Source organism: Hyphobacterium sp. CCMP332 (assembly GCF_014323565.1).
Lineage (GTDB): Bacteria > Pseudomonadota > Alphaproteobacteria > Caulobacterales > Maricaulaceae > Hyphobacterium.
In genome coordinates, this window is sequence record NZ_CP058669.1 from 391,636 (window position 1) to 415,195 (window position 23,560).

Below are 23,560 nucleotides of genomic sequence, written 5' to 3' on the forward strand. Positions count from 1 at the left end.
GACCATATCTATCTTCGAAGAAAGCGTCTGTTCGCTTGGTGTCGATGCAATGGCGAATGTGCTGATCCGGATGTTTTTCCAGAATTCCATGGCGCGCGGCGCGCTGCTGGATGCGGCAGGTGCGGGCTGATCAATCACGCCTGCCGCGCTACACTGACAACACTGATTCGTATTCAAGAGGGCTGCCGCCATGTCGACTGACCGCACGCTGGGTTCCAAATCCAACAAATCCAAATATGACTGCTATGACGACCTCGCCGATGACGAGCCCTACTTCGTCATTCGCGCCGACGATCCGCTGTCCAATGCTCTGGTCGAACTTCACGCCTATATCGGAGCCGGGCAACCGGGCGCGGCGCATAACAAGCTGGCGGAAATCATGGAGCTGACGCGCGACCGTGCGCCGCGCCCATCTGACAGTCCGAAATACCGCGAGACCTTTGCCATTTCTTCCGCGATGGAGAAGTGGCGGGAAGGTTAGACTATTCCCGCAATCCCGGCTTGAGCCAGGGCTTGAGTTCTCCCAGCCAGCCATAGGCTCTGGCGATCTCTGCGCGCCGCGTGAGGTCATAGTCCGCCGTTAAAACACTCTCCGTGTTGCCAGCCTGTGCGTGGAGAGCGCCGTCCGGTCCCGCGATCACAGAGTGCCCGCCATAGCTGGTCTCGCCTTCAACGCCGCAGCGATTGGCCAGAATGGAATAAACCGAATTCTGGAAGGCAAGCGTTCGCATTTCCCAGGCAAAAAGGTCCAGAGGTTCTCCCGCCAGATTGCAGGTCGGCGTCGCGATAATCTCTGCCCCCTGAAGGGCGCAAGCGCGATAACTTTCCGGAAAGTGCCTGTCATAGCAGATAACAATGCCGAGCCGGCCCGCTGCGGTGTCATAGACATCAAAGCCGGATCCCGAAGCGTAATAATCTTTCTCCCAGAAATTCTCGAACTGGGCGATATGCACCATCTTGGAGATACCCAGCAGCGTCCCGTCGGCATCAAAAACGGGCGAGGCATCAAAACGCGAGCCTTCATCATCCTGAAAATAGATATTCGCGACGGTCACAATGCCATGGGCTTTTGCCATTTCGCTTAACGCCGCTATGGCGGGATGATCCGCGGTCATGACGTAGCGGCCGGCATCATTTCCGCGGCGCACCGGGAAAAAAGGCGATAATTGCACTTCAGGAAAAACCGCAAGCTTCACGCCTGCTTTCGCCGCCGCCTCCAGCATTCGTCGTGCGGTTTCAAGATTGCTTTCGATGTCGGGCGACATTGCATGTTGAAGTGCGGCAAGTCGGGCCATCGGCATGCTCCGTTGCGGAAATGAACACAAACACTATATCCCCGCGCGCCGATGCGTTATATGCGCCGCAACATTCTGAACAGGTAGAGTCTGCCATGCGCCTCAAAATGATGAAATCAAAGCTGCACCGCGCCGCCGTCACCGAAGCGGATCTCCACTATGAGGGCTCGATTTCGGTGGATATGGACTTTCTCGATGCGTCAGGAATCCTGCCCTATGAGCAGGTCGATGTGCTGAACATCAATAATGGTGCCCGCTTCACCACCTACACCATTCCGGCACCGCGCGGTTCACGCAAATTCGGTATCAATGGCGCAGCGGCCCGTCTCGCCCAGGTCGGCGACCGGATTATCGTCGTCGCCTATGCCGAGATGGAGGCCGCCGAGGCCGAGCGCCACCAGCCGGGTGTCATCGTTTTCGATGAGCAGAACCGGCCGGTGGAAACGCGAGAGGCCGCTTAAGAATATCTAGACTCATTTCAGATAGAGTGTCCGGAACGATCAATGGCTTCCGGAGCAAATGTGACTTTCCGAGTCGATAAATCCATTATTGATCTGCCGGGTATTTTCCAAGCCTGTCTTCTCGGATCCAATGATTACCGGGTCAGCATCGAGAACGCACAGACACTCGTGAGGCGCTTTTCAACGGCTCCCCTCAATGGCGTGATTCTCGATTACTCCGGCTGCACACTGGGTCACACCATGCAGCAATATAATGATATCGCCGCGACTTTTGGCGATGGTCTGCCGGACGGCCTGCCCTTCGCCTATGTCTTCAACGAAAAGCAGGTCGCCCACGTCCTTTTCATGACACGTCTGTTAACCGGAAAATCCCTCCAGGCGCGTGCCTTCCCGTCAATGGAAGAGGCGCACGCCTGGATTATTCCGGCGGCTGGTCTGTATCGCGAAAACCGCGAACAGGCCGCCTAGTCAGCGATCTCGTAGACGCCATTGATTGTCACCGAAATCGTCAGCTGACCGGCAGCGACCGGTGTCGAGGCGTCCATGCTCTCCATACGCGCAAAGCTGGACACGGGCTGCGGGCGGAACCCGCCGCTTTCGGAAAACTCCAGCAAGCCACCGAGTTCAATCCCGAGCGCACCGGCATAGAGTTCGGCAATGTCCTGCAATTCAGCCACTGCATTCAGGCGGGCCTGACGGCGCGCATCGCTGTCATCATCCACGCCAAAGGTGACACCCTGGATATGGTTGGCGCCGGAGCTGACCAGCGCATCGATTGTGGCACCCAGGCTGTCGAGTTCATCGACCCGGGCCGTCACTGTATTGGTAGCCTGATAGCCGGTGATACGGCGTTCACCACCTTCCGAATAGTTTGACCAGACCGGATTGATCTGAAGATTCGAGGTCTGCACATCCTGGCGCGCGATACCGGCGCGATCCAGTGCGGCAAAAACACCGTTCATCGCCTGCGAATTGGCGTTCAGCGCTTCCGACGCGCTCGGGGCTTCGGTGACGACGCCGGACTGCACGGTGGCCATGTCAGGCGTAATGTTCACTTCACCGGTAGCAGACAACGACAGCCGGCCGGGCTCGTCGTCCTGCGCGTAGGCGGTCGCGGCAGGCAGGACAAGTGCGGAGGCAAGAATGAGGGCACGAAGCATGGAAATCTCCTTTTTGGCGATTGATCTGACTATAACGCATGAAGGAGGGGTTTGGCTCCATTATGGCGGAACTGTTCATGTCACCGTCATCGCCGCTTGGCGGATTGCTTGAGGACCGGTATTGCTCTGATCACTCCGTTGAAACGGGGGCCTGTAGCTCAACTGGTTAGAGCTGGCGGCTCATAACCGCTAGGTTGGGGGTTCGAGTCCCTCCGGGCCCACCATCTCACTTTTGGATTTGACTGCAGCCATCAGCGCTCTAGCCTTCAGTCCGGCTTGAACGGGGAGAAAATTTATGCGTTCCATGATGATTGCCGCTTGTGCTGTTGTCTTGCCGGCTGCCGCAATGGCCCAGACCGCTCCGCCGTCGGAAGTGCTGGCCATTCACGACATCGTCGCGGACGTGTCGGCCGAGCGTATCGGATCGGATATCCAGACGCTGGTGGACTTTGGCACCCGCCATACATTGTCGGAAACGGAGAGCGAAACCCGCGGCATTGGTGCGGCCCGGCGCTGGATCTTCGATGAATTCGAGCGCATTTCGGCCGATTGCGGCGGCTGTCTCGAAGTCATCTACGTATCCGACACGATTTCCGGCGAAACCCGCATCCCCGAGCCGACCGAAGTGGTCTCTGTCCTCGCCATCCAGCGCGGCACGCTGGACCCGGACCGCTATGTCATGATGGCGGGCGATATCGACAGCCGCGTCACCGATCCGCTGAACGGCACCTCCGATAGTCCGGGGGCCAATGACAATGCGTCCGGTGTCGCGGGCGTTATGGAAGCGGCACGGGTGCTGTCGCAGCATGAATTTGCCGGCTCCATTATCTATGCGGCCCTCTCCGGAGAAGAGCAGGGCCTGTTCGGCGGACAGATCGTGGCCGCGCACGCTTTGGAACAGGGCTGGCGCATCAAGGCTGTTCTCAACAATGACATGATCGGCAATATCACCGGTATTGACGGTGTTATCGACAATTCCACTGCGCGAATCTTTTCCGAGGGCACACGTGCAACAGAGACTCCGGAAGAAGCCATCACGCGCCGTTTCCAGGGCGGCGAGGTGGATAGCCCCTCGCGCAATCTGGCCCGCCTGATCGACCGCGTGGCAGATCAGTACATTCCCAATCTCGATACCATGCTTGTCTACCGCCTCGACCGCTTCCGCCGCGGCGGTCACCATCGGCCGTTCAACGATGTGGGCATTCCCGGCGTGCGCATCATGGAAGTGCACGAGCACTATGACCGCCAGCATCAGGATCTGCGCAATGAAGACGGCCGCCATTACGGCGACACGATCGAGTTTGTGGACTTCGACTATGCCGCCAAGCTGACCTCTCTGAACGCCGCCGCCCTGGCGATGATGGCCGGAGCACCGCCATTCCCGGCCAATGTCGAGATTGAAGGTGCGGTGTCGCCGGATACGACGCTGCGCTGGTCGGCACCGGACGCGGCCGCTGCTGCCAATCTGGCCGGATACCGCATCTACTGGCGCTATACCGACCAGCCGCAATGGCAGTATTCCCGCTTCGTCGGCAATGTCACCGAGTACACGCTGGAAAATGTCGTCATCGACAATTACTATTTCGGTGTGGCCTCCGTCGCTGCGGACGGCTCTGAAAGCCCGGTCGTCTTCCCTGGTGTGATGGGCAGCTTCGGGGAGTAGCTAGCGCCTTCCCACGACATAATCCCGCGTCGCACCGTCGAGCACCTCGCTTTGCATCCACGGAAAGTCACGAAGCTCCATGGCCACGAAATCATCGGCCTGATCGGCATAATGCGGTGAGGTCTCGTCCAGTGTCGCCGAGCCGAACTGGTGGATGGACCGGCTCTCCAGATGGCCGTTTGCATCCCATTCCACGGCCATGATGTAGGTGTCGCCGGCGACGCCAACGAACTGCCCGTCTTCGTTCAATTCCTGGCAGCCGCAATAGATGGCGCGCAAGATGTCCGGTCCGCCATCGACGGGCAGATCGACCTCGCCGCGCACATGCCGATTGACCTCGCCCCATTCCGGATCGAGCAGGCCGTGATGGGCCATCAGGTCTTCGGCGGAAGCGCGCAGGGCTTCTTCCGGCTCGCAGGTGAAGGGCCGTGTATCGTGACGATTCTCGATACATTTGATCGCCGTGAGTACGCCGAGTGCGGCAGACCGGTTTTCGATATTCGTCGAGAAATCCCAAGCCCGCAGCACGTCCTGCGCCTCGATCAGGAGGCGGTCTTCGTCCAGATCCATGGCCAGCAGCTGGCTGACCAGTCTGACAACCGGTGAATCCGGCGCATAGGACAGGTCGAACTTGTATTCGAGCGCTTCGGCCCCGCTGATCGATGGATCATTGATCAGCAGATTCAGCAGGCGCTGACCGCGATTGGTCATTTCATGTTCGATCCCGAATGTCGCGGAAAAGTCCTCACGGCGGAGATCATCAGCCGGGTCGGTCGCGCGGAAGGGTGTATTATTGGCATTCGTGACAAATCCCGATGCCGGATTGAGCAGGAGCGGCAGGGCGTCGAAGGGTTGGTATTCTGTCCAGATGAGATCGGACCGGTCGCCGGGCAGGTATTCCCGCCAGTCATAGCCTTCGGCCCGAACGGGCATACGCGCATTGTAGAGATAGGCGATATTGCCGTCGCGGTCAGCATAGACGGTGTTGAGGCTGGTGATGGCGCGCATCTCCATGGCCGCACGCCATTCCTCCCAACTGGACGCCCGGTTCATGCGATACCATTGCTCGACGCCGCGCACCTCGTCATGGCCGGAGAACCGGATCGCATAGGTGCCATGCGGTTGCCGGATGACCGGACCATGCGCGGACCATAAGAGCTCGCGATTGAACACCCATGAGAACGGTCCGAACAGGCGCACCCGAAGCGCGGCTGTTCCGGTCTCGAAATCCACCCATTCGCCATCCAGACGGTATTGATTTTCATTGTCCGGATTGATCTCCAGCACATAGATGTCGGCCAGATCAGGGGCGTTGACGGTGTGTGCCCAGCCAAGATTCTCATTATGGCCGTGCAGCACCAGCGGCGCGCCGGGGAAGGTCGCCCCTCCGGCATTCCAGCCTTCCGCGCTGTGCAGTCCGATTTCATACCACGCCACCGGGCCGGTAAAGGGTTGATGCGAATTGACGATCAGCCGCGTCGCGCCATCATCCGAGCGCGAAGGCGCGATGGCATACGCATTTGATCCGAGTTCTGGGTTGGGCCCGTCGATCAGGTGAAAGGCGGTTTCCGTCTCGCCGATGGAAATCGTGCGCTGGCGCTCGTCCTCGAACAATTCGCCAATGTCCGCGTCCAGCCCGTACATGAAGGGCGTCCGCAATACGAAGCCGGCGACAACATCCTGTCCCGTCATCGGAAGCACGCCGGATCTGACGCGGCCTCTGTTTTCTAGCGCCCAGGCGTTCATGCCGTCGGCATAGGCCTCGACAATAGCGCGGGCTTCGGCGGTCAATTCGGTCTCATAGCGGGCGGCGACCGTTTCCCGGATACGCAGAAGCTGGACGATATAATCGGTGGGTGCCGCGGCTTGACCATCATACCGGGCCAGTTCGCCACGTGCGGCGATCAGTGTGGGCTCGATTGTCTCCCAGTCATCCTCGGCATGCGCCCAGGCGAGCCCGAAGGCAACATCGGCATCGCGCTCACCGTAGATGTGCGGCACACCAAGAGAGTCGCGGATGATGCGGGCGGAATATTCTGCGGCGGCAGCACGGATGGCGGCTTCATCCACGCGCGGCGGGGCCGGTGTCCAGGCCAGAAATGCCAACACCAGTATGACGAGCGCCAGCACGCCGCCACCGATAGACAAGATCAAACGCATGAAATTACTCCCGAGGAAATTCAGACCGAGCCGGCCAACCAGGCAATATAACCGGCATAAAGCGCCAGCAACAGAGCGCCTTCGCGCCGGTCGACGCGCTGACCCGTAAAGGCGAAGACCAGCAATATGGCTGTCGCCGCCAGCATCACCCAGACATCCTCGCCCAGAATCCGTGCCGGAGTTTCGAGCGGTGCAACCAGCGCGGCAGCGCCGAGAATCCCGGCAGCATTGAAGATGTTCGAACCGATGACATTGCCGAGCGCAACATCGCCTTGCCGCCGGATAGCAGCGGCGACAGTCGCCGCCAGTTCCGGCAACGAGGTTCCGACCGCCACAATGGTCAGTCCGATAATAGCCTCTGGGATGGCAAGCTGTGTCGCAATATCAATCGCGCCGGTGACCAGAAAGCGGGCCCCGATGAGAACGCCCGCCAACCCGCCGGCAAAGAACAGCGCCGAAATCCATAGGCGTTCCGGTGCACCTGCACTGACGGCTTCCGCTTCATGCAGGGCAGCGGCCTTGTCACCGCGTCTACGGTCGAGCATATAGCTGAGGCCGATATAGGCCAGCAACAGCGCGATCATGACCGCACCCCACACCCGGCCAACGGGAGACTGAAACAGCAGGAAAACCGCCGCAGCCGAAATAATGGCGAGCGCCAGACCGTCCCGGAGCAACGCCTCGCGGACCGCAAGAATGGGCCGGATCACGGCACCGATCCCCATGATCAGGAGAATGTTTGCCGTGTTCGAACCGACCACATTGCCGATGGCCACATCCGGTGATCCGGCAAATTGCGCCTGGAGGCTGGTGGCGAGCTCGGGCATGGAGGTGCCAAACCCGACGAGGACCAGGCCCACGAACATGGGCGAGAGTCTGAACTTGGTGGCAATACCGACGGCACCGCGGACAAGCCCGTCTCCGCCAAAGGAGAGCAGCACCAGCCCGGCCAGAACCAGAAGCACGGAGATCATGTCGATTTGACCTTGGGTGGGTCCGCCTGCTTGTAGAACTTGCTTTCGCGCCACGTTTTCAGGGCATGCTTGGCCACAACGCTGCCGACCGCCACCATCGGCAAGGCGAGAAGCGCACCGAGGAAGCCGAACAGGGCACCACCGATCAACAGACCCGCCATGATCCACAGCGGGTGCAGCTTCATCTGCCCGCCCACCAGCCGCGGCGCCAGCCAGACGGTTTCAAGCACCTGTGCCACGCCATAGACGACAATGACGGCGAGGATCGGCCAGATGGAATCGAACTGGCTGATCGCCACCAGCATCGCGAGCGTAAACATGACCAGATTGCCGACTACCGGCACAATCGCCGAAAGACCGGTCAGAATTCCGATTGCCACCGAGTAATTCAGACCGATCACGGCCAGCGCCGCCGCGTGATAAATGGCCTGCACGAGGATGACCAGGCTTTGTCCGCGGACATAGCGTGAGAGTTGAACATTGATCTCTCTGACGATGCGGCGCAGCTCGTCCGAATAACGGCGGGGGGGCAGGCTGGCGATGGTTTTTTCGATGCCCGGCCAGTCTTTCAGGAAAAAGAAGAGGGCCACCGGAGTCAGGAATGTCAGCAACAGGCCGGAAAGGGCGCCGGTGACGGACCCGGCGATCCGGCTGCCAATGGCGCGCGCCGGATTGCCCTCACCGGACAGGCCTTCCAGCGTTATATCGGGGAGATTGAGCCCCATCGCCAAGGCCAGTTGGTCGGTCGCCTCGAGCGCATTTTCGATCAGCGTCGGCAGGCGTGAGATCAGATCCCGGCCTTCAATGATGACAATCGGCGTCACCGCCACGATCGGGCCGGCAATCACCAGCACGGCTAGCAGGGTGGAGGCCAGTGCAGCAACGGTGCGCGGTGCCCCCCATTTGCAAATCCGGAGCGTCAGGGGTTCAAGGATGACGGCCAGAAAGCCCGCGACCAGAAAGGGCAACAGGACATCGCCCGCCGCCCGCAATGCCCAGGCCAGTGCCAGCACAAGAAGTGCCAGCATCAGAAATCGGGCATCAACGGTGAGTTTCATGCGTTATGGGCTACCGCTCAACAGCTTCTTCCGCAAGCCGGGCTTGTCGATCTTTTCGGTTCCGCCCCTCGGAAGCGGCTCGTTGAAATGCCAGAGATGCTCGGGGCGCTTGAACGCAGCGAGATCGCCTTCCAGGAAATCATTGACCTCATCCAGCGTGATATCGATCCCGGGCTTGGTATAGATTGCCGCGCCGACAGCCTCGCCCAGCCTCTCATCCGGTACCGCAAAAACCGCTGCCTCCAGGATGCGCGGGTGTTTGACGAGCGCCGCCTCGACTTCAAGGCAGGCGACATTCTCGCCGCCACGGACGATCATGTCCTTCAAGCGGTCGACAATCGTGACCATGCCGTCTTCCGTCATGGTGCCGACATCGCCGGTCTTGAACCAGCCGTCCGGCGTTAAGGCCTTGGCGGTTTCTTCCGGCAGGTTGAGATAACCCGCGAAGATGCCCGGCGTCTTGATCCAGACTTCGCCGGCTTCGTTGGCCGGCATGTCCTGTCCGTCCGGCCCGACGATGCGGACATCTGTAACGGGCGGCACGGCCCGGCCGCAGGAGCCCGGATGATCCTGATAGTCGGCCAAACCGTTATAGGTACCTAGCGCGCTGGTTTCCGACAGGCCATAGCCGGTGGATGAATAGGCGCGCTTGAAACTGTCCGCGAGACGCTTCACGTGGGCGGCGGGGCGTTTGGCACCGCCCGCCGACAGATCGGTCAGCGTATCCAGGCTCTCGCCCATGCTTTCTGCTGCCAGCATCAGCTCGTGCGACATGGTCGGAACGCCGACAAAATTGGTGATTTTTTCCTGCTTGATCAGCCGTACCGCATCTTCCGGTTTCCAGGACCGCATCAGCACCATTTTCCGGCCCAGAATGAGCGACAGCATGAAGACCGGGTGTGATCCCGTCACGTGGAAAAGCGGCACCGAGACCAGAATGGCCAGATCGCCTGCGGCTTCGGCCATGGCCGCGCCCTTAGCGGTTTCCTTGGCGGCGGACATGACAAATCCGAACGACAACAAGACCGACCATGCGCCGCGATGGGTCAGCATCACGCCCTTGGGATCACCGGTCGATCCGGACGTATACATGATCGACATCAGATCATCGTCGTCGACTACTTCGGTCGGCGGTGTCTCTCCGGCACCTGCATCCCGGATCGAGGCCCATGTGTGATCCTGGCCGTCAAATTCGCCATGGCCGGAAATCAGCGTCAGGCCGAATTTATCCTTGAGGGGCAGGAATTTCGGAGACTGCTCGCTATCCACAAGGAGGATTTTCGCGCCGCAATCCTTCAGCGCGAATTCCATTTCGTGCGCGGTCCACCAGCCATTGAGCGGGACAATGACGGCACCGATCTGGGTGACGCCGAGATAGGTCGCCATCCATTCCGGCGTATTGCGCGTCGCCGTGGCGACAAAGTCGCCCTTCCTGACGCCCATTTTCGTCAGACCGGCGGCAATCGCGCGGCTTTCGCGGGCCAGATCGGCAAACGACCAGCGGACATCACCCGACACCACAGCCGTCTTGTCGCCATGCATGTCGCACATAAAGAGAAGGCCATCGGTATTGTTCGGCGCATTCGCAAAAACGCGATAGGTCGCGCCGCGAATCTCCGCTTCACCGACCGCAAAGAACGGGTTTTCGGCCATGATTTTCAGGCCGGCCTGCGTGATCTCGTCACGCGTGGGAGCGGGGAGGCGTGTCGCCATTTCGCAGATCTCCCTATGCGACTTCAAACAGGCCAGCAGCACCCATGCCGCCGCCGACGCACATGGTGCAGACCACGTATTTCGCGCCGCGGCGTTTGCCCTCGATCAGGGCATGGCCGACCATGCGGGCGCCTGACATGCCATAGGGGTGGCCGATCGAGATCGCGCCGCCATTGACGTTAAGGATGTCATTCGGGATGCCCAGCTTGTCGCGGCTGTAGAGCACCTGAACGGCAAAGGCCTCGTTCAGTTCCCACAGGCCGATGTCATCCATGGTCAGGCCATTGGCCTTCAGGAGTTTCGGCACGGCATAGACGGGGCCAATGCCCATCTCATCGGGATCGAGACCAGCCACGGCAATACCGCGATAGATGCCGAGCGGTTCCAGGCCGCGTTTCTCGGCTTCCTTGGCTTCCATCAGCACTGAGGCGGATGCGCCATCGGACAGCTGCGAGGCATTACCGGCGGTAATGTACTTGCCTTCCGCAATCTGCTGGCCATTGGCATGAACCGGTTTCAGGGATTGCAGGCCTTCCAGCGTGGTGGACGGGCGATTGCCTTCGTCTTTCTCCAGCATCACATCCTCGATGGTGATTTCCTTGGTCTCCTTGTTGAAGACTCCCATCTTGGAGGCCATTGGCACGATTTCATCGTCAAACTTGCCCGCTTCCTGTGCGGCCGCTGTCCGCTGCTGGCTTTGCAGCGAATATTCGTCCTGAACATCCCGCGAAACGCCATAGCGCTCGGCGACGATCTCGGCGGTTTCCAGCATCGACATGTAAAGCGACGGCACATGCTCATTGATCCACGGATCAAAGGCGCGGTGCAAATTCATGTGCTCGTTCTGGACCAGAGAAATGGATTCCAGCCCGCCCCCCACGGTGATCTGCATGCCGTCTGAAATGATCTGCTTGGCGGCTGTTGCAATCGCCATCATGCCGGACGCGCACTGGCGGTCCATCGTCTGGCCCGCGACCGAATTGGGCAGGCCCGCGCGGATCAGGCACTGGCGCGCCGTATTCTGGAAGGTCGAGCCTTGCTGCATGGCTGCGCCCATGACGACATCATCAATCTCGGCCGGATCAATGCCGGAACGCTCAACGGCATGCTTTATGGCGTGGCCACCCAATTCCTGAGCCTGAGTGTTGTTGAACGCGCCGCGATAGGCTTTGCCGATCGGCGTGCGGGCGGTGGATACGATGACAGCTTCGCGCATGATGAACTCCCCGGATTATTGTTGTACGACATGCTGATTGAATTACCGGGTTTGTCCAGTCTGACGCTTACGTCAACTTGCTGTGCGGCGGCAGGGGGCTGTGTCGCCTGCCGCGCGCATTGGCGTCGAAAACCCCGCAAGCGTCAGGTTCGTTTGCGATGCGCCCAGCGTTGCGACTGAACCTGCTTTACCGTCTTGGTAAAGCCTCGCTGCTTGTTGCGCTGCTCATGGATGGAGGTCTCATTACGTTCGATTTCACGCTCCAGCTTGCGGTAGCGCACCAGGCGGGCTTCATCGAGATCGCCGCTCTCAATCGCAGCCCGGACCGCGCAGCCCGGTTCCTGTTCATGGCGGCAATCGGAAAACCGGCATTGGCGGGTCAGCTCGAGCAAATCGCCGAACGTGGATTCCAGACCTTCCTGTGTCCCCGCCAGCGCCAGCTCCCGCATGCCCGGAAGGTCAATCGCCCAGCCGCCATTCGTCAGTTTGTGCATGGATCGGCCGCGCGTCGTGTGCCGGCCCTTGGCATCGTCTTCCCGAATGCCGGATACGGCTTCGTCCTTGCCGGTAAGGGCGTTCAGAATGGTTGTCTTGCCGACTCCTGACGATCCCAGAAGAGCCAGCGTCTGGTTCTTTCCCACCCAGATCATCAGCTTCTCGAGCTCGGCCGGATCGCGCGCATTGACGGTTTCGACCGGGCAGTCCCCGGCAATCTTCCGGGCCCGCGCGGCAAAGTCTGCCGCATCCTCTGAAAGATCGGCCTTCGTTAGCACGATGACCGGAAAAGCGCCGGCATCCCTCACCAGGGAGAGATAACGTTCCAGCCGCGGCAGGTTGAAATCATCATTGCAGGACGACACGATAAATCCGGCATCGACATTGGCGGCGATCAGTTGAACGCTGTGATCATGTCCGGCGGCTTTGCGCGCGAACAGGGTTTGCCGGTCCAGCACCCGGGCCGGCCGCTCCAGCGCACGGTCCATCAGCACCCAGTCGCCGACAGTGGGGCGCGCCTCGACCGGAGTTTCGATCGGCATCATATGCAGGCGTATTTCACCGTCCGGTCCGATCGCCTCATAGGCATCGCGGTGAACAGCAGAGATGCGGACCACATCGCTGATTGCTTCATGGTCCAGATCGAGAGATTGAAGAAAGGCCGGGCGCCAGCCCAGCTCGTCGAGTGTGTAATGCGTCATTTCAGAGTTTCCGTTCTGGCCGGATGGCCAAGCGCGCATGCGCTCCCGCGTGAGCGGCAGCGTGGACAAAAATGAATGTGCGGAACGAAATTCGGGCGCAGCCCAGACGGTCTGCCCTGACGACACACGTCAGTTCGCGCCGCCATTCAGGCGGAACATTGCAATGGCCATGAAGATGCCCTCCGGAACCGGAACCTGATTGTTTATCCGCTGACGCGGCCCGAAATACAAGGGGGATAGGGGATCACACCTTCTCCGCCTTGTACCAGACCATTTGCTGTGTCGTGGCCAGCAGCTTTCCGGAGCGCGACCAGATGCGGGCGTGCTGATCGTAAAACCCGCCACCGCCGCGCCCGGCATTGGCCTCGATCATGACCCAGTCACTGCCGGCCTCAGCAAGATCGGCATCGGACGCATGCAGATAAACCGTCATCGATATCGTCGAGAGCACGGTAAAGCCATGGACAATGAAAAACACGCGCGGCGTCGGCGTGTCAGCGAGGCAGACCAGCGCCACATCGTCCAGCGGCCGGGCGTCGGTAAACTTCACCCACAGCGCATTGCGGGTGGAGGTAGCGTTGAAAATATCGGCATTGATGCACGGCCGGATGGCGATGTGTTCGGCCCACGGACGGGGCGGCACAAAAGCCTCGCACGCCTCCGGCGGCGGGGCATCCGGCATCTCGCCTTCGGTCCATTCCACGGTTTCCCGGCGCTCTCCGAACACTGCAGTCGCCCGCAGCGCAGGGCTGGACGCGTCGGCCTGCTGGATGTTGGCGGCCCAGAACTCCGTCGACCGGCCCGCGCGGTGACAGATCGTCGACAGGCTGTAGGGACCGTCCTTCATCCCGGTCATGAAATCGGTAGTGATCGAGACCAGCTTCAACCCGTCACGGGCGGAACGCATCATGCCTTGCGCCAGCAAGGCGGCGCTTACGCCGCCGAAAGGGCCGATCATGTTCTGATAGGCTTGCGGTGTCACGCCCGCATAACGGACGCGGCCTTCCGCCGCTTCCGCAACCGTCAAGGTCAGCGCATCATCAAAACTATGGGTCATTCCGGCCCCAGCGATACGCCGAAATGTTTCGCGGCGGCAGCGACGAACTTCAGGGTCTGTCCCGATCCGTCGGTCAGCATGTCCTGCCCGGCCGGATCAAGGATGCGGTCGAAATTCGCTGCGATGGCCTCCGGCGTTTGCGCCTCCGGTGGCAGGTAGATTCCCGGCGTTTCATAGATGCGCGTTGCAGCGTAACCGCCGGCACCGGCGCACAGAATGGTGCGTTCAGGTCCCTCTTCGCTGACCAGATAGGCGAGCCCCGCCGACACGCTTTCAACGGTCATCAGATCCAGCGCGGCCGGTGGCAGAATATCTTCTGTCATCCGCGTTGCTGCGGTCGGCGACAGCGTATTGACCCGGATATTGTTCTTCTTGCCCTCGATGCTGAGGACATTCATCAGGCCGACGAGGCCCATTTTGGCGGCGCCGTAATTGGATTGACCGAAATTGCCATAGATGCCGGACGATGAGCTGGTCATGGCGATGCGGCCATAATTGCGTTCCTTCATGTGATCCCAGACCGCTTTGGTGCAGGTCACGGACCCCATGAGATGGACCTTCAGAACCAGCTCGAAATCGGCCAGTTCCATCTTGGCGAAAGACTTGTCGCGCAGAATGCCGGCATTGTTGACGAGAATATCGACGGCCCCGAAAGTCCTGATCGCCTGATCAACCATATCGGCCACCTGATCGGCACGGGTAACATCGGCACCATGGGCGATGGCCCTGCCGCCCTTGTCGGTGATTTCCTTCACGACGGTTTCGGCTGCTGACAGCGAGGCCCCGGAGCCATCGACTGTGCCGCCCAGATCGTTGACGACAACATTTGCGCCGCGTTCTGCCAGCAACAGGGCATGACTGCGGCCAAGACCGTTACCGGCACCTGTGATGATAGCGGTCCGTCCATCAAAGCGGATCATATCCAACTCCCATTCGTGAATCGTGGATGCGGAAGTTAGCGGGCAAGCGCCAGCGCGCCAGCCCCGGATTCCAGCTTTCGCAGGAAAACCCGACCCTAACGGTTGCTCCGGCGCGCCTCTTCCACGGAAAACACCGCGCAGACATTGGCTGTGACGCGCTGCGGCTCCCGATCTGCGGCCAGGGCATACCGGTCCAGATCGAGCAGCAATTGCTCGGCCGTCATCTCGCTGCCCGGCGGCGGAGGGGGCGGCGGCGGAGGGGGTGGAGGCGGCGGAGGCGGCGGCGCGCTGCTGTAGCGCGCATAATCATCATACCCGGCCTCGGTCGAGGGCGCGCCCATGCAGGGGCCACTCCCTTCCTGCAGCGTGGCAATTTCGCCAAGAATCGATCCCGCCGCGTCTGCGACAATCCGGGCGCGCTCGGCCGCGTCATTCACGGCCGCCGCGAAAGCCAGGCGCTGATCTTCAGCCGTGGGTTCGAGGAAGAATTGCACATTGCCGGAATTGACCGGACCGGCGGCTAGCGCGGCACCGCGCGCTGCGCTGGTCAGATCCGGTTCCAGCACCGTCACATTCATCGAGACCGTTGCAACATATCCCAAAAGCGCATCGGGGTGGCGGTTTTCGACCAGACGTTCATTATTCTCGCCATAGCGCTGTGTCACTTGTTCGTAATAGGGCTGTACGGACAGATTGGAGGTGATCCGGACCTCTCCATCAGTCGCCAGGCGCACGGCCTGAGCTGCCAGGTTGGCGCGTGTCACGGCCTGCTGGGAAGCATCCGGACTGTTGTCCGCCCGGCCTTCAAACGAAACCTGAAAACGCGCACGGTTCGCGGGCACTTCGATGAAGGCGCGGCCCTGCGCTTCGATCACCGGTCCGCGCGCCCAGACCGGAACAGGGTCTCCCGTAAATTGATCACATCCGGTCAGCGCTACCGCACTGGCCCCGATCAGCAATAATCCCAACTTATTCATGATATCCCCCTTGTATTCAGGTGCCGGGATTACGATACACGATCTGGGTGATCTGGATAGAAGGCCAAGCGATGACCGGAAAAGAAAAACGCGCGCGCTATGCGGAATTGCGCAAGGAAATTGCTGCCGTTGTGGCGGGCGAGACCAGCCGCACGGCCCGGTTTGCCACCGCGTCCTGCCTGTTGTCAGAGGCCTTCAAACCGCGTTTTTTCTGGACCGGGTTTTACGAGGTCGATCCGAACAAGCCGAGCGAACTCGTGGTCGGCCCCTATCAGGGCACGATGGGGTGTCTGCGGATTCCGTTCGGGCGCGGAGTTTGCGGCGCTGCGGCTGCATCGCTGGAGACCCAGCTGGTCGCGGATGTGCACGCCTTTGCCGGCCATATCGCTTGCGATGCGCGGACGAATTCGGAAATCGTTGTGCCTGTGCTGGATGCCAGCGGTGCGTTGGCCGCCGTACTCGACGTGGACAGCGAACAACATGATGCTTTTGACGAGATCGACCGCGAAGGGCTGGAAGCGATTTGCCAGGACATTCTGACCGTCTGACAATTGAAATCGATGGCCGACGTGTCGACTGTGCCATTGTGCGCAGTCCGCGGCGTCGCACGATTGCGCTTCAGATTGATCATGAGGGTTTGAGCATTCGCGCACCACAACGTGCCAGCGAACGACGATTGCGCGCAGCGGTGAATAGCCGCGCTGACTGGATATCGCTCAAGCTCGCCGAGTGGTCGACGCGGCCCAGGCCGCCTCAACGCCGGTTTGAACCGGGAGAGACGCTTCCGTTCCTGGGGAATGAGTTACGCCTCGAAATAATCGCGCACCCGACGCGGGCCCGCACAAGGGTCGAGCATCGGGACGATCAACTCGTTATTGAAATCGACCGGCAACTGTCTGGCGACATGCGTGCCAGCACCATCCGCAAGGGCATCGAGCGCTGGTATCGCCGGGAAGCTGATGCCCGCTTTCCCGAGCGGGTCCGGCACTATGCGGAACAATTGGGGCGGCCGGTCAGTGCGGTCCAGATCCGGGATCAGAAACGCCGCTGGGGCAGTTGCGATTCAAAAGGCATCATTCGCCTGAACTGGCGGCTTGTCGGGGCGGACCCGGCCTTGATTGACTATGTCTGCGCACACGAAGTGGCTCATTTGGCCGAGCCCAATCATTCAGCCGCCTTCTGGGCGGTCGTGGCAGAGCTGATGCCCGACTGGAAAGCCCGGCGGCAGCGCCTGAACGCCACCGCCGGCACTTTTGTCCCGTTCTGATCAATCCGCCGGCTGCAAGTGACGGTCGAAAAAGTCGAGAATGGTGCGGGTCCGGTGCCGGCCGCGCATTTCGCCGCGAATGCCGTGGCGCTGGCCCGGATAGGTCATCATTTCAAAAGGCAGGTCGTTTTCCTGCAGCGCGCTGAACAGCCGGGTCGAATTCTCGAACACGACATTGTCATCGGCCATGCCATGCATGATGAGAACCGGTGTTTCCCAGCCATCAAGATGCGCGAAGACCGAGGATTGTTCATACCCGTCCGGATTGTTCTGCGGCGTGCCCATATAGCGCTCGGTATAATGGGTATCGTAAAGCGCCCAGTCTGTGACCGGCGCGCCCGAGACCGCCGCCGCAAACGCGTCCGGCGCCTGCAGGGGGGTCATCAACGACATATACCCGCCATAGGACCAGCCCCAGATTCCGATCCGGTCCCCGGCGACATAATCAAGCGACTGCAGGAATGCGAGGCCGGCGAGTTGATCCTCGACTTCCACACCGCCCATGGCGCGATGCAAGGCGGTTTCGAAGGCGTGTCCCCGGTCCGGTGTGCCGCGATTGTCCAGCTTGAAATAGATATAGCCGTTCTGCGCAAAGAGTTGATCTTCAAGTGAGCCCCAGCTCATCCGCGTCCGACGGCCCACGCCCGGCCCGCCATAGACGTTGATAATGGCGGGATATTGCTGATCCGGATCGAAGCCGGCCGGCAGATACATGATGTAATGAAGCTCCGTTCCATCGGCAGCGGTGATCGAACCCCGCTCTGGCGTGATGTGGTTTTCAAGATATGGAAAGTAGGGATGTTCGGCATCCAGGGCGTTTTCCTCGATCCAGCGCAGGCGCTGTCCCGAAGCATCATAAAGCGCGGTGTGCGTCGGCGTTGCGGGATCGGAATAACTGCCCAGAAATGTCTGCGCGCCTGCACCCATTGAAATGCCGGACCACCATCCCGCACCCGATGTAATCCGGATCGGAGATTCGCCGGACTGGACATAGGAAACGGAATAAAGCTGGCGCTGGCGCGGATCGGTCATCCAGCCTGAAAAATACACCCGGCCGGCATCCTGATCGACGCCTTCGATGGCATTGATCTGCCACTCACCGGAGGTGATCTCGTCAACAAGCTCGCCATCGGCGGTGTAATGATAGATATGCCGGAATCCGGTCCGTTCGGACGTCCACAGGAAGCTACCGTCTTCGAGGAAAGTCAGATCGTTCGTCAGATTGACCCAAGCGGGATCCCGCTCGGTCAGAATGACGACGCCACCACCGGTTTCGGGATCAATAGCGATCAGATCGAGCACAGTCTGCGCCCGGTTTTGCCGCTGGATGTACAGGCGTCCGTCTACGCCCCAATTGGCCCGTGCGAGATATATATCGCTGTCTTCGCCGAGGTCAGCCTCCACGCGTTGGCCCATCTCGATATTCTCGATGAAAAGCCGGATGCCGACATTGGCCTCGCCCGCATACGGATAGCGTTGCTCGGTGACGGTAGCTCCATCGCCGGCAATGTCGACGCGGTAGGACACGGGAATCGGGCTCTCATCCACTGCGGTAAAGGCGACATGGCGATCATCGGGAGAGAACCAGTATCCGGTTGACCGTCCCATCTCTTCCTGGGCGACGAATTCTGCTGTCGCATAGGTGAGCGTGCCGCCGCCATCAGACGTAATCGCGCGGGTTTCGCCGCTTTCGATATCCTGGACGAACAGATTCTGCTCGCGGACAAAGCCGACATAACGGCCCGACGGAGAGATACGGCTGTCGGTTTCTGCCGCCTCGGTCTCCATCAACCGGCGCGCGACGCCTGTTTCCAGATCGTAATGGAAAACATCACCATCCAGCGGGAAGAGCAGTGCGTCTCCGCTTGCGTCCCAATCATAGGAGACAATGCCGGAGCCGCTGATCCGTGCGCGTTCGCGCAGCTGGATTTCGGCCTCCGACAACTCGCGCTCTTCCGGTACAAGCTCCCGGCTATCGACCAGAACAAATGGCTCTCCGCCATCGACATCGATCGCCCAGAGATCCCGGACGCTGGCATCCTCCGCCTTGCCCTGCAGGAAGGTGATCAATCCGCCATCCGGCGAAAACCGCGTTGCCGAGGCGACCGGACCATTCAGGCTCGGGCTGGCGTACAAGCGTTCGATCGTCAGTTCAGCGGGTTCGGCATCCTGTATCAGTGTCAGGCTCACCAGCAGCATCAGGGAAGGGCTCATCATCAATCCTCGCGGTCGTGGAACCTATCCTTAAAACGGACGCAGCCCGCTGGGAAGCGGGCTGCGTCTTGGGACGGGCAGATGCCCACCATGGTGAGCAGACTAGAGCGGCGGCAACATCCGCGTGGGCGTCCATGGAGCCCCCGCCCCATCCAGCGCGGCTTCGAAGGCCGCGCCGCGTTCATGCATCGGCGTATCCAGACGTTGGCGTATGTCGTCATATTCGGTTTCCGCCATATCCAGCTGATGTTCATGCGCCGGGTTCGGGCCGCAGGTCGCATACGCCGTACCGGTCTGGGCAAAGCCGATCGTGACGTCACGGTCGAGGGTTCCGAGCCGTAAAGCCGGATTGCTCCTTGCGCGCGGCTCCGCTATACGCCGCGCAACAGTTCAAATCCCCTACGCTTCAAGGATGACCCGCCCCATGGCCGCCTATCAATACGTCTATCATATGGACAAGCTGTCGAAGACCTATCCGGGGGCTGCCAAGCCGGTTTTTCAGGGTATTTCCCTGCACTTCCTGCCCGACGCCAAAATCGGCGTTGTCGGCTCAAACGGTGCGGGTAAATCCACGCTTCTTAAGATCATGGCGGGCATGGACACCGATTTCACCGGCGAATCATGGGCCGAAAAAGGCGTGCGCGTCGGCTATCTGCCGCAGGAGCCCCAGCTCGACCCGGCCAAGACCGTCTGGGAAAACGTCATCGAGGGTTCAGCCCACAAGAAGCTGGTCGATGATTTCAATGCCGTCTCCATGAAGCTAGCGGAGGATTATTCCGACGAGCTGATGGAGGAAATGACCGAGCTTCAGGAAAAGATCGACGCCGCAGATGCGTGGGATATCGACAGCAAGATCGAAATGGCGATGGACGCCTTGCGTTGCCCGCCCGCCGATTGGGATGTGACCAAGCTTTCTGGCGGTGAAATCCGCCGTGTTGCGTTGTGCCGCCTCCTGCTCTCCGAGCCGCACATGCTGCTGCTCGATGAGCCGACCAACCACCTGGATGCCGAATCCGTCGACTGGCTGCAACATCATCTGGAAAACTTCCCCGGCGCCATTCTGGTCGTCACCCACGACCGCTACTTCCTCGATTCCATCACCACCTGGACGCTGGAGCTCGATCGCGGCCGGGGCGTGCCATACGAAGGCAATTACTCCTCCTGGCTGGAGCAGAAGCAAAAGCGCCTCGCGCAGGAAAGCCGCGAACAGGGCGCAAAAGAACGCGCACTCGCTCGCGAACTGGACTGGATCCGGTCCTCGCCGAAAGCGCGTCAGGCCAAGTCCAAGGCGCGGATCAAATCCTATGAGGAATTGCGCGACCAGGCTGACCGTCAGGAAATCAACCATGCCCAGATCAACATTCCGCCGGGCCCGCGTCTCGGCGGAGTCGTGGTCGAGGTCGAGAATCTGAAGAAGGGCTTCGAGGACAAGCTTCTGATCGATGGCCTGTCCTTCAAGCTGCCACCGGGCGGCGTGGTCGGGGTCATCGGCCCGAACGGCGCCGGTAAATCGACGCTGTTCCGGATGATCACCGGACAGGAAACGCCGGACGAAGGCACGCTGCGCCTCGGCGAGACCGTGAAATTGTCCTATGTCGACCAGTCCCGCGATACGCTGGATCCCAACAAGAATGTCTGGGAGGAAATCTCCGGCGGCAACGACATGATCAATCTCGGCGGCAAGGAAGTGCCGTCCCGGGCCTATGTTGGCGCGTTCAACTTCAAGGGCGGTGACCAGCAGAAAAAGGTCGGACTTCTGTCGGGTGGGGAACGCAACCGCGTACACCTTGCCAAGACGCTTCAGACCGGCGGCAATCTGCTCCTCCTCGATGAGCCGACCAACGATCTCGACGTGGAAACGCTGGCCGCGCTCGAACAGGCGCTGGAAAACTACCCCGGTTGCGCCGTGGTCATTTCCCACGACCGCTTCTTCCTCGACCGTCTGGCCACTCACATCCTCGCCTTCGAGGGCGACAGCCATGTGGAATGGTTTGAAGGCAACTTCCAGGAATATATCGAGGACAAGAAGCGCCGTCTGGGCGAGGACGCCGTTACGCCCAAGCGGGTCAAGTTCAAGCGCTTCAGCCGTTAGCAGGCGGGGGTGGCCTGACGGTCACCCTTTTCCGCCAGCCGGGCACTTCGTATCCGGCGATTGTCTTGTGCCTGTGCCTGGGACATGAGCGCCAGAGCGCGATTCCGCGCTCAATCGGCAATCCATGTCGCAGCGCGTGTTGGCAAATGCGCTGTCGGCAAAAAGATAATCATGGGATTTCTCATCCTTTCCATTGAAACCACCGCAGAATGATATAAAGATATCTTTATACCTTTTTCAGGTAGGATATCGACATGGAACATCTGATTGGACAATTGAAAGCCCTTGCGGAGCCAACCCGGCTTCGCGTGGCGACGCTTCTGGCGCTGGGCGAGCTGACGGTTTCGGAGCTGGTGCAGGTCCTGGGGCAAAGTCAGCCGCGTGTCAGCCGCCATCTGAAATTGCTCACCGATGCCGGGCTGGTGGAACGACAGCCTGAGGGCGCTTTTGTCTTTTATCGTCTGGTATCCGCCGGTCCCGGCCAACGCATTGCCAATGTCATTGGTGATCTGACGCCGCCGGATGATCCTGTTTTGAAGCGTGATCTGGACCGTCTCGCCACCGTCAAGGCCGCCCGGGCAGCCGCGGCGGAATCATATTTCCAGCGCGCCAATGAAGACTGGAATCGCATTCGAGCCCTGCACTTGTCCGAGGACGAGGTGGAGGCCGCCATGCGCGACGCGGCGGGCAGCGGGCCTTTTCAGTTGATGATCGACGTGGGCGTCGGAACCGGACGTATACTCGAAGTTTTTGCGGACCGTGTCACGGAAAGTGTCGGCATCGACGTCAATCATGCCATGTTGAACGTCGCGCGGCTTAATCTGGAGCGGGCTGGCCTGACCGGTGCCTCGGTTCGCAAGGCCGACGTGTCCGCCCTTCCGTTTGATGACGGTGTGGCGGATCTGGTGACAGTTCATCAGGTGCTCCATTATCTTGATGATCCTGCGGTTGCGATCGCCGAATGCGCGCGCGTTCTCAAGCCGGGTGGTGTTTTGCTGATCGCAGATTTCGCGCCGCACCAGCTGGAATTCCTGAAAACCGATCATGCTCACAGAAAGCTCGGCTTCTCGGATGAAGAGATGACCGAGTGGGTGGAGAATTCAGGACTGGAAATGCGCCGCCGGTCCGCGCTTCATCCCGAAGAGCCGGAAAACCGTTTGACCGTGAAAATATGGTCGGCCCGCCGAACCCCCGTCCGGGCGAGCCAGCCTCCCGTATCCGCCAGGGATTTGACCGCATGAGCCATCAGCCGACACCTTTCACCTTTGGCCGCACATCCGCGCCGACAGTTTCGTTTGAATTCTTCCCGCCGAAGACTGATGCGATGGAAGCCCGCCTATGGGAAACCGTCGAGAAGTTGGAGCCATATCAACCCGACTTCGTTTCGGTCACCTATGGCGCTGGTGGTTCGACGCGCGAGCGAACCCGCAACACCGTCAAGCGGATTCTGACGGACACCCGCCTGAAGGCCGCGGCACACCTGACATGCGTCGGCGCAACCCGCAGCGAAACCACGGATATCATTCGTGATTACAAAGCCGCAGGCGTTGATCACATCGTCGCCTTGCGCGGCGATGCACCCGAGGGGGTGGGTGAGGCCTATACGACGCATCCGGGCGGTTTCGAGTGCACATCTGAACTGGTTCGGGCGGCGCGCGATGCAGGCGTGAGCCAGGTATCTGTCGGCTGTTATCCGGAACGCCATCCGGACAGTCCATCGTTTGAGCACGATCTGGATGTCCTGAAGCGCAAGATCGACGCCGGTGCCACCCGCGCGGTCACACAGTTTTTCTTCGATCCTGACGTGTTCTTCCGCTTTCGCGACCAGGCCGTTGCGGCCGGTGTGAATGTGCCCGTCATTCCCGGCCTGATGCTGCAATCCAATTTCAACGGTTTGCAGCGTATGGCCAATCTGTGTGGCGCGAGTGTCCCGGAGAGTTTGCCGCCGCTATATGACGGCCTCGATGATGATCCAGAGACGCGCGATCTGGTGACGGCCAATGTCGTCGCCAAGCTGGCGCGCAAGCTGGAAAAGGGCGGGGCAGAGCATTTTCACTTCTACACCCTCAACCGCGCCAGCCTCGCCATTTGTCTGGTTCGCCTGCTGGGTGTCCGCGCTTTGGCGGAGGCTGCCTGA

The 23,560-nt window shown here is 60.4% G+C and carries 22 protein-coding genes and 1 tRNA gene; 10 read left to right on the forward strand and 13 right to left on the reverse strand.

Annotated features, from left to right (window positions below; translation table 11 throughout):
* Window positions 1–190: 190 nt before the first annotated feature.
* The gene (locus HXX25_RS02010; RefSeq protein WP_187166868.1) at window positions 191–481 is read left to right on the forward strand and encodes an aspartate decarboxylase; all 291 of its coding nucleotides are present in this window, start codon (window positions 191–193) and stop codon (window positions 479–481) included.
* Between the two features lies 1 nt (window position 482).
* On the opposite strand, the gene HXX25_RS02015 is transcribed toward HXX25_RS02010, so the two are convergent.
* A complete protein-coding gene (locus HXX25_RS02015) occupies window positions 483–1,295 on the reverse strand; it encodes a carbon-nitrogen hydrolase family protein (protein ID WP_187166869.1) in 813 nt (270 codons plus the stop codon).
* A 95-nt stretch (window positions 1,296–1,390) separates the two neighbouring features.
* Here HXX25_RS02015 and panD point away from each other — a divergent pair, with 95 nt between their 5' ends.
* The gene (panD, locus tag HXX25_RS02020) at window positions 1,391–1,756 is read left to right on the forward strand and encodes an aspartate 1-decarboxylase (RefSeq protein ID WP_187166870.1); all 366 of its coding nucleotides are present in this window, start codon (window positions 1,391–1,393) and stop codon (window positions 1,754–1,756) included.
* Between the two features lie 42 nt (window positions 1,757–1,798).
* Window positions 1,799–2,224 (forward strand): hypothetical protein, encoded by a 426-nt coding sequence (locus HXX25_RS02025; protein ID WP_187166871.1) that lies wholly within the window; start codon window positions 1,799–1,801, stop codon window positions 2,222–2,224.
* Here HXX25_RS02025 and HXX25_RS02030 read toward each other — a convergent pair.
* Window positions 2,221–2,916, reverse strand: a complete 696-nt coding sequence (locus HXX25_RS02030) for an SIMPL domain-containing protein (RefSeq protein WP_187166872.1) — start codon at window positions 2,914–2,916, stop codon at window positions 2,221–2,223. The two genes, HXX25_RS02025 and HXX25_RS02030, sit on opposite strands and share 4 nt — an antisense overlap.
* A 147-nt stretch (window positions 2,917–3,063) precedes the next feature.
* Between HXX25_RS02030 and HXX25_RS02035 the strand changes: the two genes are divergently transcribed.
* Window positions 3,064–3,140: transfer RNA gene (locus tag HXX25_RS02035), tRNA-Ile, on the forward strand.
* A gap of 122 nt (window positions 3,141–3,262) precedes the next feature.
* A complete protein-coding gene (locus HXX25_RS02040) occupies window positions 3,263–4,579 on the forward strand; it encodes a M28 family metallopeptidase (RefSeq protein WP_370543752.1) in 1,317 nt (438 codons plus the stop codon).
* Here HXX25_RS02040 and HXX25_RS02045 read toward each other — a convergent pair whose 3' ends face one another.
* The 9 genes from HXX25_RS02045 to HXX25_RS02085 form a co-directional block, all read right to left on the reverse strand.
* Window positions 4,580–6,739, reverse strand: a complete 2,160-nt coding sequence (locus HXX25_RS02045) for an acylase (RefSeq protein WP_187166874.1) — start codon at window positions 6,737–6,739, stop codon at window positions 4,580–4,582.
* A 20-nt stretch (window positions 6,740–6,759) separates the two neighbouring features.
* A complete protein-coding gene (locus HXX25_RS02050; protein WP_233346823.1) occupies window positions 6,760–7,713 on the reverse strand; it encodes a calcium/sodium antiporter in 954 nt (317 codons plus the stop codon).
* Window positions 7,710–8,771 (reverse strand): AI-2E family transporter, encoded by a 1,062-nt coding sequence (locus HXX25_RS02055; RefSeq protein ID WP_187166875.1) that lies wholly within the window; start codon window positions 8,769–8,771, stop codon window positions 7,710–7,712. The genes HXX25_RS02050 and HXX25_RS02055 overlap by 4 nt, the downstream gene beginning before the upstream one ends.
* Before the next feature lie 3 nt (window positions 8,772–8,774).
* On the reverse strand, window positions 8,775–10,484 hold the full coding sequence (locus HXX25_RS02060) for a class I adenylate-forming enzyme family protein (RefSeq protein WP_187166876.1): 1,710 nt from the start codon (window positions 10,482–10,484) through the stop codon (window positions 8,775–8,777).
* Between the two features lie 13 nt (window positions 10,485–10,497).
* On the reverse strand, window positions 10,498–11,700 hold the full coding sequence (locus HXX25_RS02065) for an acetyl-CoA C-acyltransferase (RefSeq protein WP_187166877.1): 1,203 nt from the start codon (window positions 11,698–11,700) through the stop codon (window positions 10,498–10,500).
* 143 nt (window positions 11,701–11,843) lie between these two features.
* Window positions 11,844–12,896, reverse strand: a complete 1,053-nt coding sequence (gene rsgA / locus HXX25_RS02070; RefSeq protein ID WP_187166878.1) for a ribosome small subunit-dependent GTPase A — start codon at window positions 12,894–12,896, stop codon at window positions 11,844–11,846.
* Between the two features lie 244 nt (window positions 12,897–13,140).
* Entirely contained in the window at window positions 13,141–13,953 is an 813-nt protein-coding gene (locus HXX25_RS02075; RefSeq protein WP_187166879.1) for an acyl-CoA thioesterase II, read from the reverse strand.
* Complete coding sequence (locus tag HXX25_RS02080) at window positions 13,950–14,873, reverse strand: SDR family NAD(P)-dependent oxidoreductase (protein WP_187166880.1); 924 nt, start codon at window positions 14,871–14,873, stop codon at window positions 13,950–13,952. The genes HXX25_RS02075 and HXX25_RS02080 overlap by 4 nt, the downstream gene beginning before the upstream one ends.
* A 95-nt stretch (window positions 14,874–14,968) precedes the next feature.
* The gene (locus HXX25_RS02085; RefSeq protein WP_187166881.1) at window positions 14,969–15,850 is read right to left on the reverse strand and encodes an SIMPL domain-containing protein; all 882 of its coding nucleotides are present in this window, start codon (window positions 15,848–15,850) and stop codon (window positions 14,969–14,971) included.
* A 71-nt stretch (window positions 15,851–15,921) separates the two neighbouring features.
* On the opposite strand from HXX25_RS02085, the gene HXX25_RS02090 reads away from it, so the two are divergent.
* Together HXX25_RS02090 and HXX25_RS02095 are read left to right on the forward strand one after the other, a co-directional pair.
* Window positions 15,922–16,398 (forward strand): GAF domain-containing protein, encoded by a 477-nt coding sequence (locus HXX25_RS02090; RefSeq protein ID WP_187166882.1) that lies wholly within the window; start codon window positions 15,922–15,924, stop codon window positions 16,396–16,398.
* On the forward strand, window positions 16,374–17,117 hold the full coding sequence (locus HXX25_RS02095) for a M48 family metallopeptidase (protein WP_187166883.1): 744 nt from the start codon (window positions 16,374–16,376) through the stop codon (window positions 17,115–17,117). The genes HXX25_RS02090 and HXX25_RS02095 overlap by 25 nt, the downstream gene beginning before the upstream one ends.
* Here the strand turns inward: HXX25_RS02095 and HXX25_RS02100 are convergent, their stop codons facing one another.
* Together HXX25_RS02100 and HXX25_RS13930 are read right to left on the reverse strand one after the other, a co-directional pair.
* Window positions 17,118–19,334, reverse strand: a complete 2,217-nt coding sequence (locus HXX25_RS02100; RefSeq protein WP_187166884.1) for a S9 family peptidase — start codon at window positions 19,332–19,334, stop codon at window positions 17,118–17,120.
* Window positions 19,335–19,433: 99 nt separating this feature from the next.
* Entirely contained in the window at window positions 19,434–19,568 is a 135-nt protein-coding gene (locus HXX25_RS13930; RefSeq protein WP_255466952.1) for a hypothetical protein, read from the reverse strand.
* A gap of 187 nt (window positions 19,569–19,755) precedes the next feature.
* On the opposite strand from HXX25_RS13930, the gene ettA reads away from it, so the two are divergent.
* From ettA to metF, 3 genes are all read left to right on the forward strand, one after another.
* The gene (gene ettA / locus HXX25_RS02105) at window positions 19,756–21,423 is read left to right on the forward strand and encodes an energy-dependent translational throttle protein EttA (RefSeq protein ID WP_187166885.1); all 1,668 of its coding nucleotides are present in this window, start codon (window positions 19,756–19,758) and stop codon (window positions 21,421–21,423) included.
* A gap of 254 nt (window positions 21,424–21,677) precedes the next feature.
* On the forward strand, window positions 21,678–22,664 hold the full coding sequence (locus HXX25_RS02110) for a metalloregulator ArsR/SmtB family transcription factor (protein ID WP_187166886.1): 987 nt from the start codon (window positions 21,678–21,680) through the stop codon (window positions 22,662–22,664).
* Window positions 22,661–23,560 (forward strand): methylenetetrahydrofolate reductase [NAD(P)H], encoded by a 900-nt coding sequence (gene metF, locus HXX25_RS02115; protein ID WP_187166887.1) that lies wholly within the window; start codon window positions 22,661–22,663, stop codon window positions 23,558–23,560. The genes HXX25_RS02110 and metF overlap by 4 nt, the downstream gene beginning before the upstream one ends.

What these genes read in the sequence shown, in the direction of transcription:
- metF (WP_187166887.1), top strand. Translation starts at nt 22,661, where the DNA reads ATGAGCCATCAGCCGACACCTTTCACCTTTGGCCGCACATCCGCGCCG.
- HXX25_RS02025 (WP_187166871.1), top strand. Translation starts at nt 1,799, where the DNA reads ATGGCTTCCGGAGCAAATGTGACTTTCCGAGTCGATAAATCCATTATT.
- HXX25_RS02040 (WP_370543752.1), top strand. Translation starts at nt 3,263, where the DNA reads ATGGCCCAGACCGCTCCGCCGTCGGAAGTGCTGGCCATTCACGACATC.
- HXX25_RS02100 (WP_187166884.1), bottom strand. Translation starts at nt 19,334, where the DNA reads ATGATGAGCCCTTCCCTGATGCTGCTGGTGAGCCTGACACTGATACAG.
- HXX25_RS02075 (WP_187166879.1), bottom strand. Translation starts at nt 13,953, where the DNA reads ATGACCCATAGTTTTGATGATGCGCTGACCTTGACGGTTGCGGAAGCG.
- HXX25_RS02110 (WP_187166886.1), top strand. Translation starts at nt 21,678, where the DNA reads ATGGAACATCTGATTGGACAATTGAAAGCCCTTGCGGAGCCAACCCGG.
- HXX25_RS02050 (WP_233346823.1), bottom strand. Translation starts at nt 7,713, where the DNA reads ATGATCTCCGTGCTTCTGGTTCTGGCCGGGCTGGTGCTGCTCTCCTTT.
- HXX25_RS02030 (WP_187166872.1), bottom strand. Translation starts at nt 2,916, where the DNA reads ATGCTTCGTGCCCTCATTCTTGCCTCCGCACTTGTCCTGCCTGCCGCG.
- panD (WP_187166870.1), top strand. Translation starts at nt 1,391, where the DNA reads ATGCGCCTCAAAATGATGAAATCAAAGCTGCACCGCGCCGCCGTCACC.
- HXX25_RS13930 (WP_255466952.1), bottom strand. Translation starts at nt 19,568, where the DNA reads ATGGCGGAAACCGAATATGACGACATACGCCAACGTCTGGATACGCCG.
- HXX25_RS02065 (WP_187166877.1), bottom strand. Translation starts at nt 11,700, where the DNA reads ATGCGCGAAGCTGTCATCGTATCCACCGCCCGCACGCCGATCGGCAAA.
- HXX25_RS02010 (WP_187166868.1), top strand. Translation starts at nt 191, where the DNA reads ATGTCGACTGACCGCACGCTGGGTTCCAAATCCAACAAATCCAAATAT.
- rsgA (WP_187166878.1), bottom strand. Translation starts at nt 12,896, where the DNA reads ATGACGCATTACACACTCGACGAGCTGGGCTGGCGCCCGGCCTTTCTT.
- ettA (WP_187166885.1), top strand. Translation starts at nt 19,756, where the DNA reads ATGGCCGCCTATCAATACGTCTATCATATGGACAAGCTGTCGAAGACC.
- HXX25_RS02090 (WP_187166882.1), top strand. Translation starts at nt 15,922, where the DNA reads ATGACCGGAAAAGAAAAACGCGCGCGCTATGCGGAATTGCGCAAGGAA.
- HXX25_RS02060 (WP_187166876.1), bottom strand. Translation starts at nt 10,484, where the DNA reads ATGGCGACACGCCTCCCCGCTCCCACGCGTGACGAGATCACGCAGGCC.
- HXX25_RS02080 (WP_187166880.1), bottom strand. Translation starts at nt 14,873, where the DNA reads ATGATCCGCTTTGATGGACGGACCGCTATCATCACAGGTGCCGGTAAC.
- HXX25_RS02015 (WP_187166869.1), bottom strand. Translation starts at nt 1,295, where the DNA reads ATGGCCCGACTTGCCGCACTTCAACATGCAATGTCGCCCGACATCGAA.
- HXX25_RS02055 (WP_187166875.1), bottom strand. Translation starts at nt 8,771, where the DNA reads ATGAAACTCACCGTTGATGCCCGATTTCTGATGCTGGCACTTCTTGTG.
- HXX25_RS02085 (WP_187166881.1), bottom strand. Translation starts at nt 15,850, where the DNA reads ATGAATAAGTTGGGATTATTGCTGATCGGGGCCAGTGCGGTAGCGCTG.
- HXX25_RS02045 (WP_187166874.1), bottom strand. Translation starts at nt 6,739, where the DNA reads ATGCGTTTGATCTTGTCTATCGGTGGCGGCGTGCTGGCGCTCGTCATA.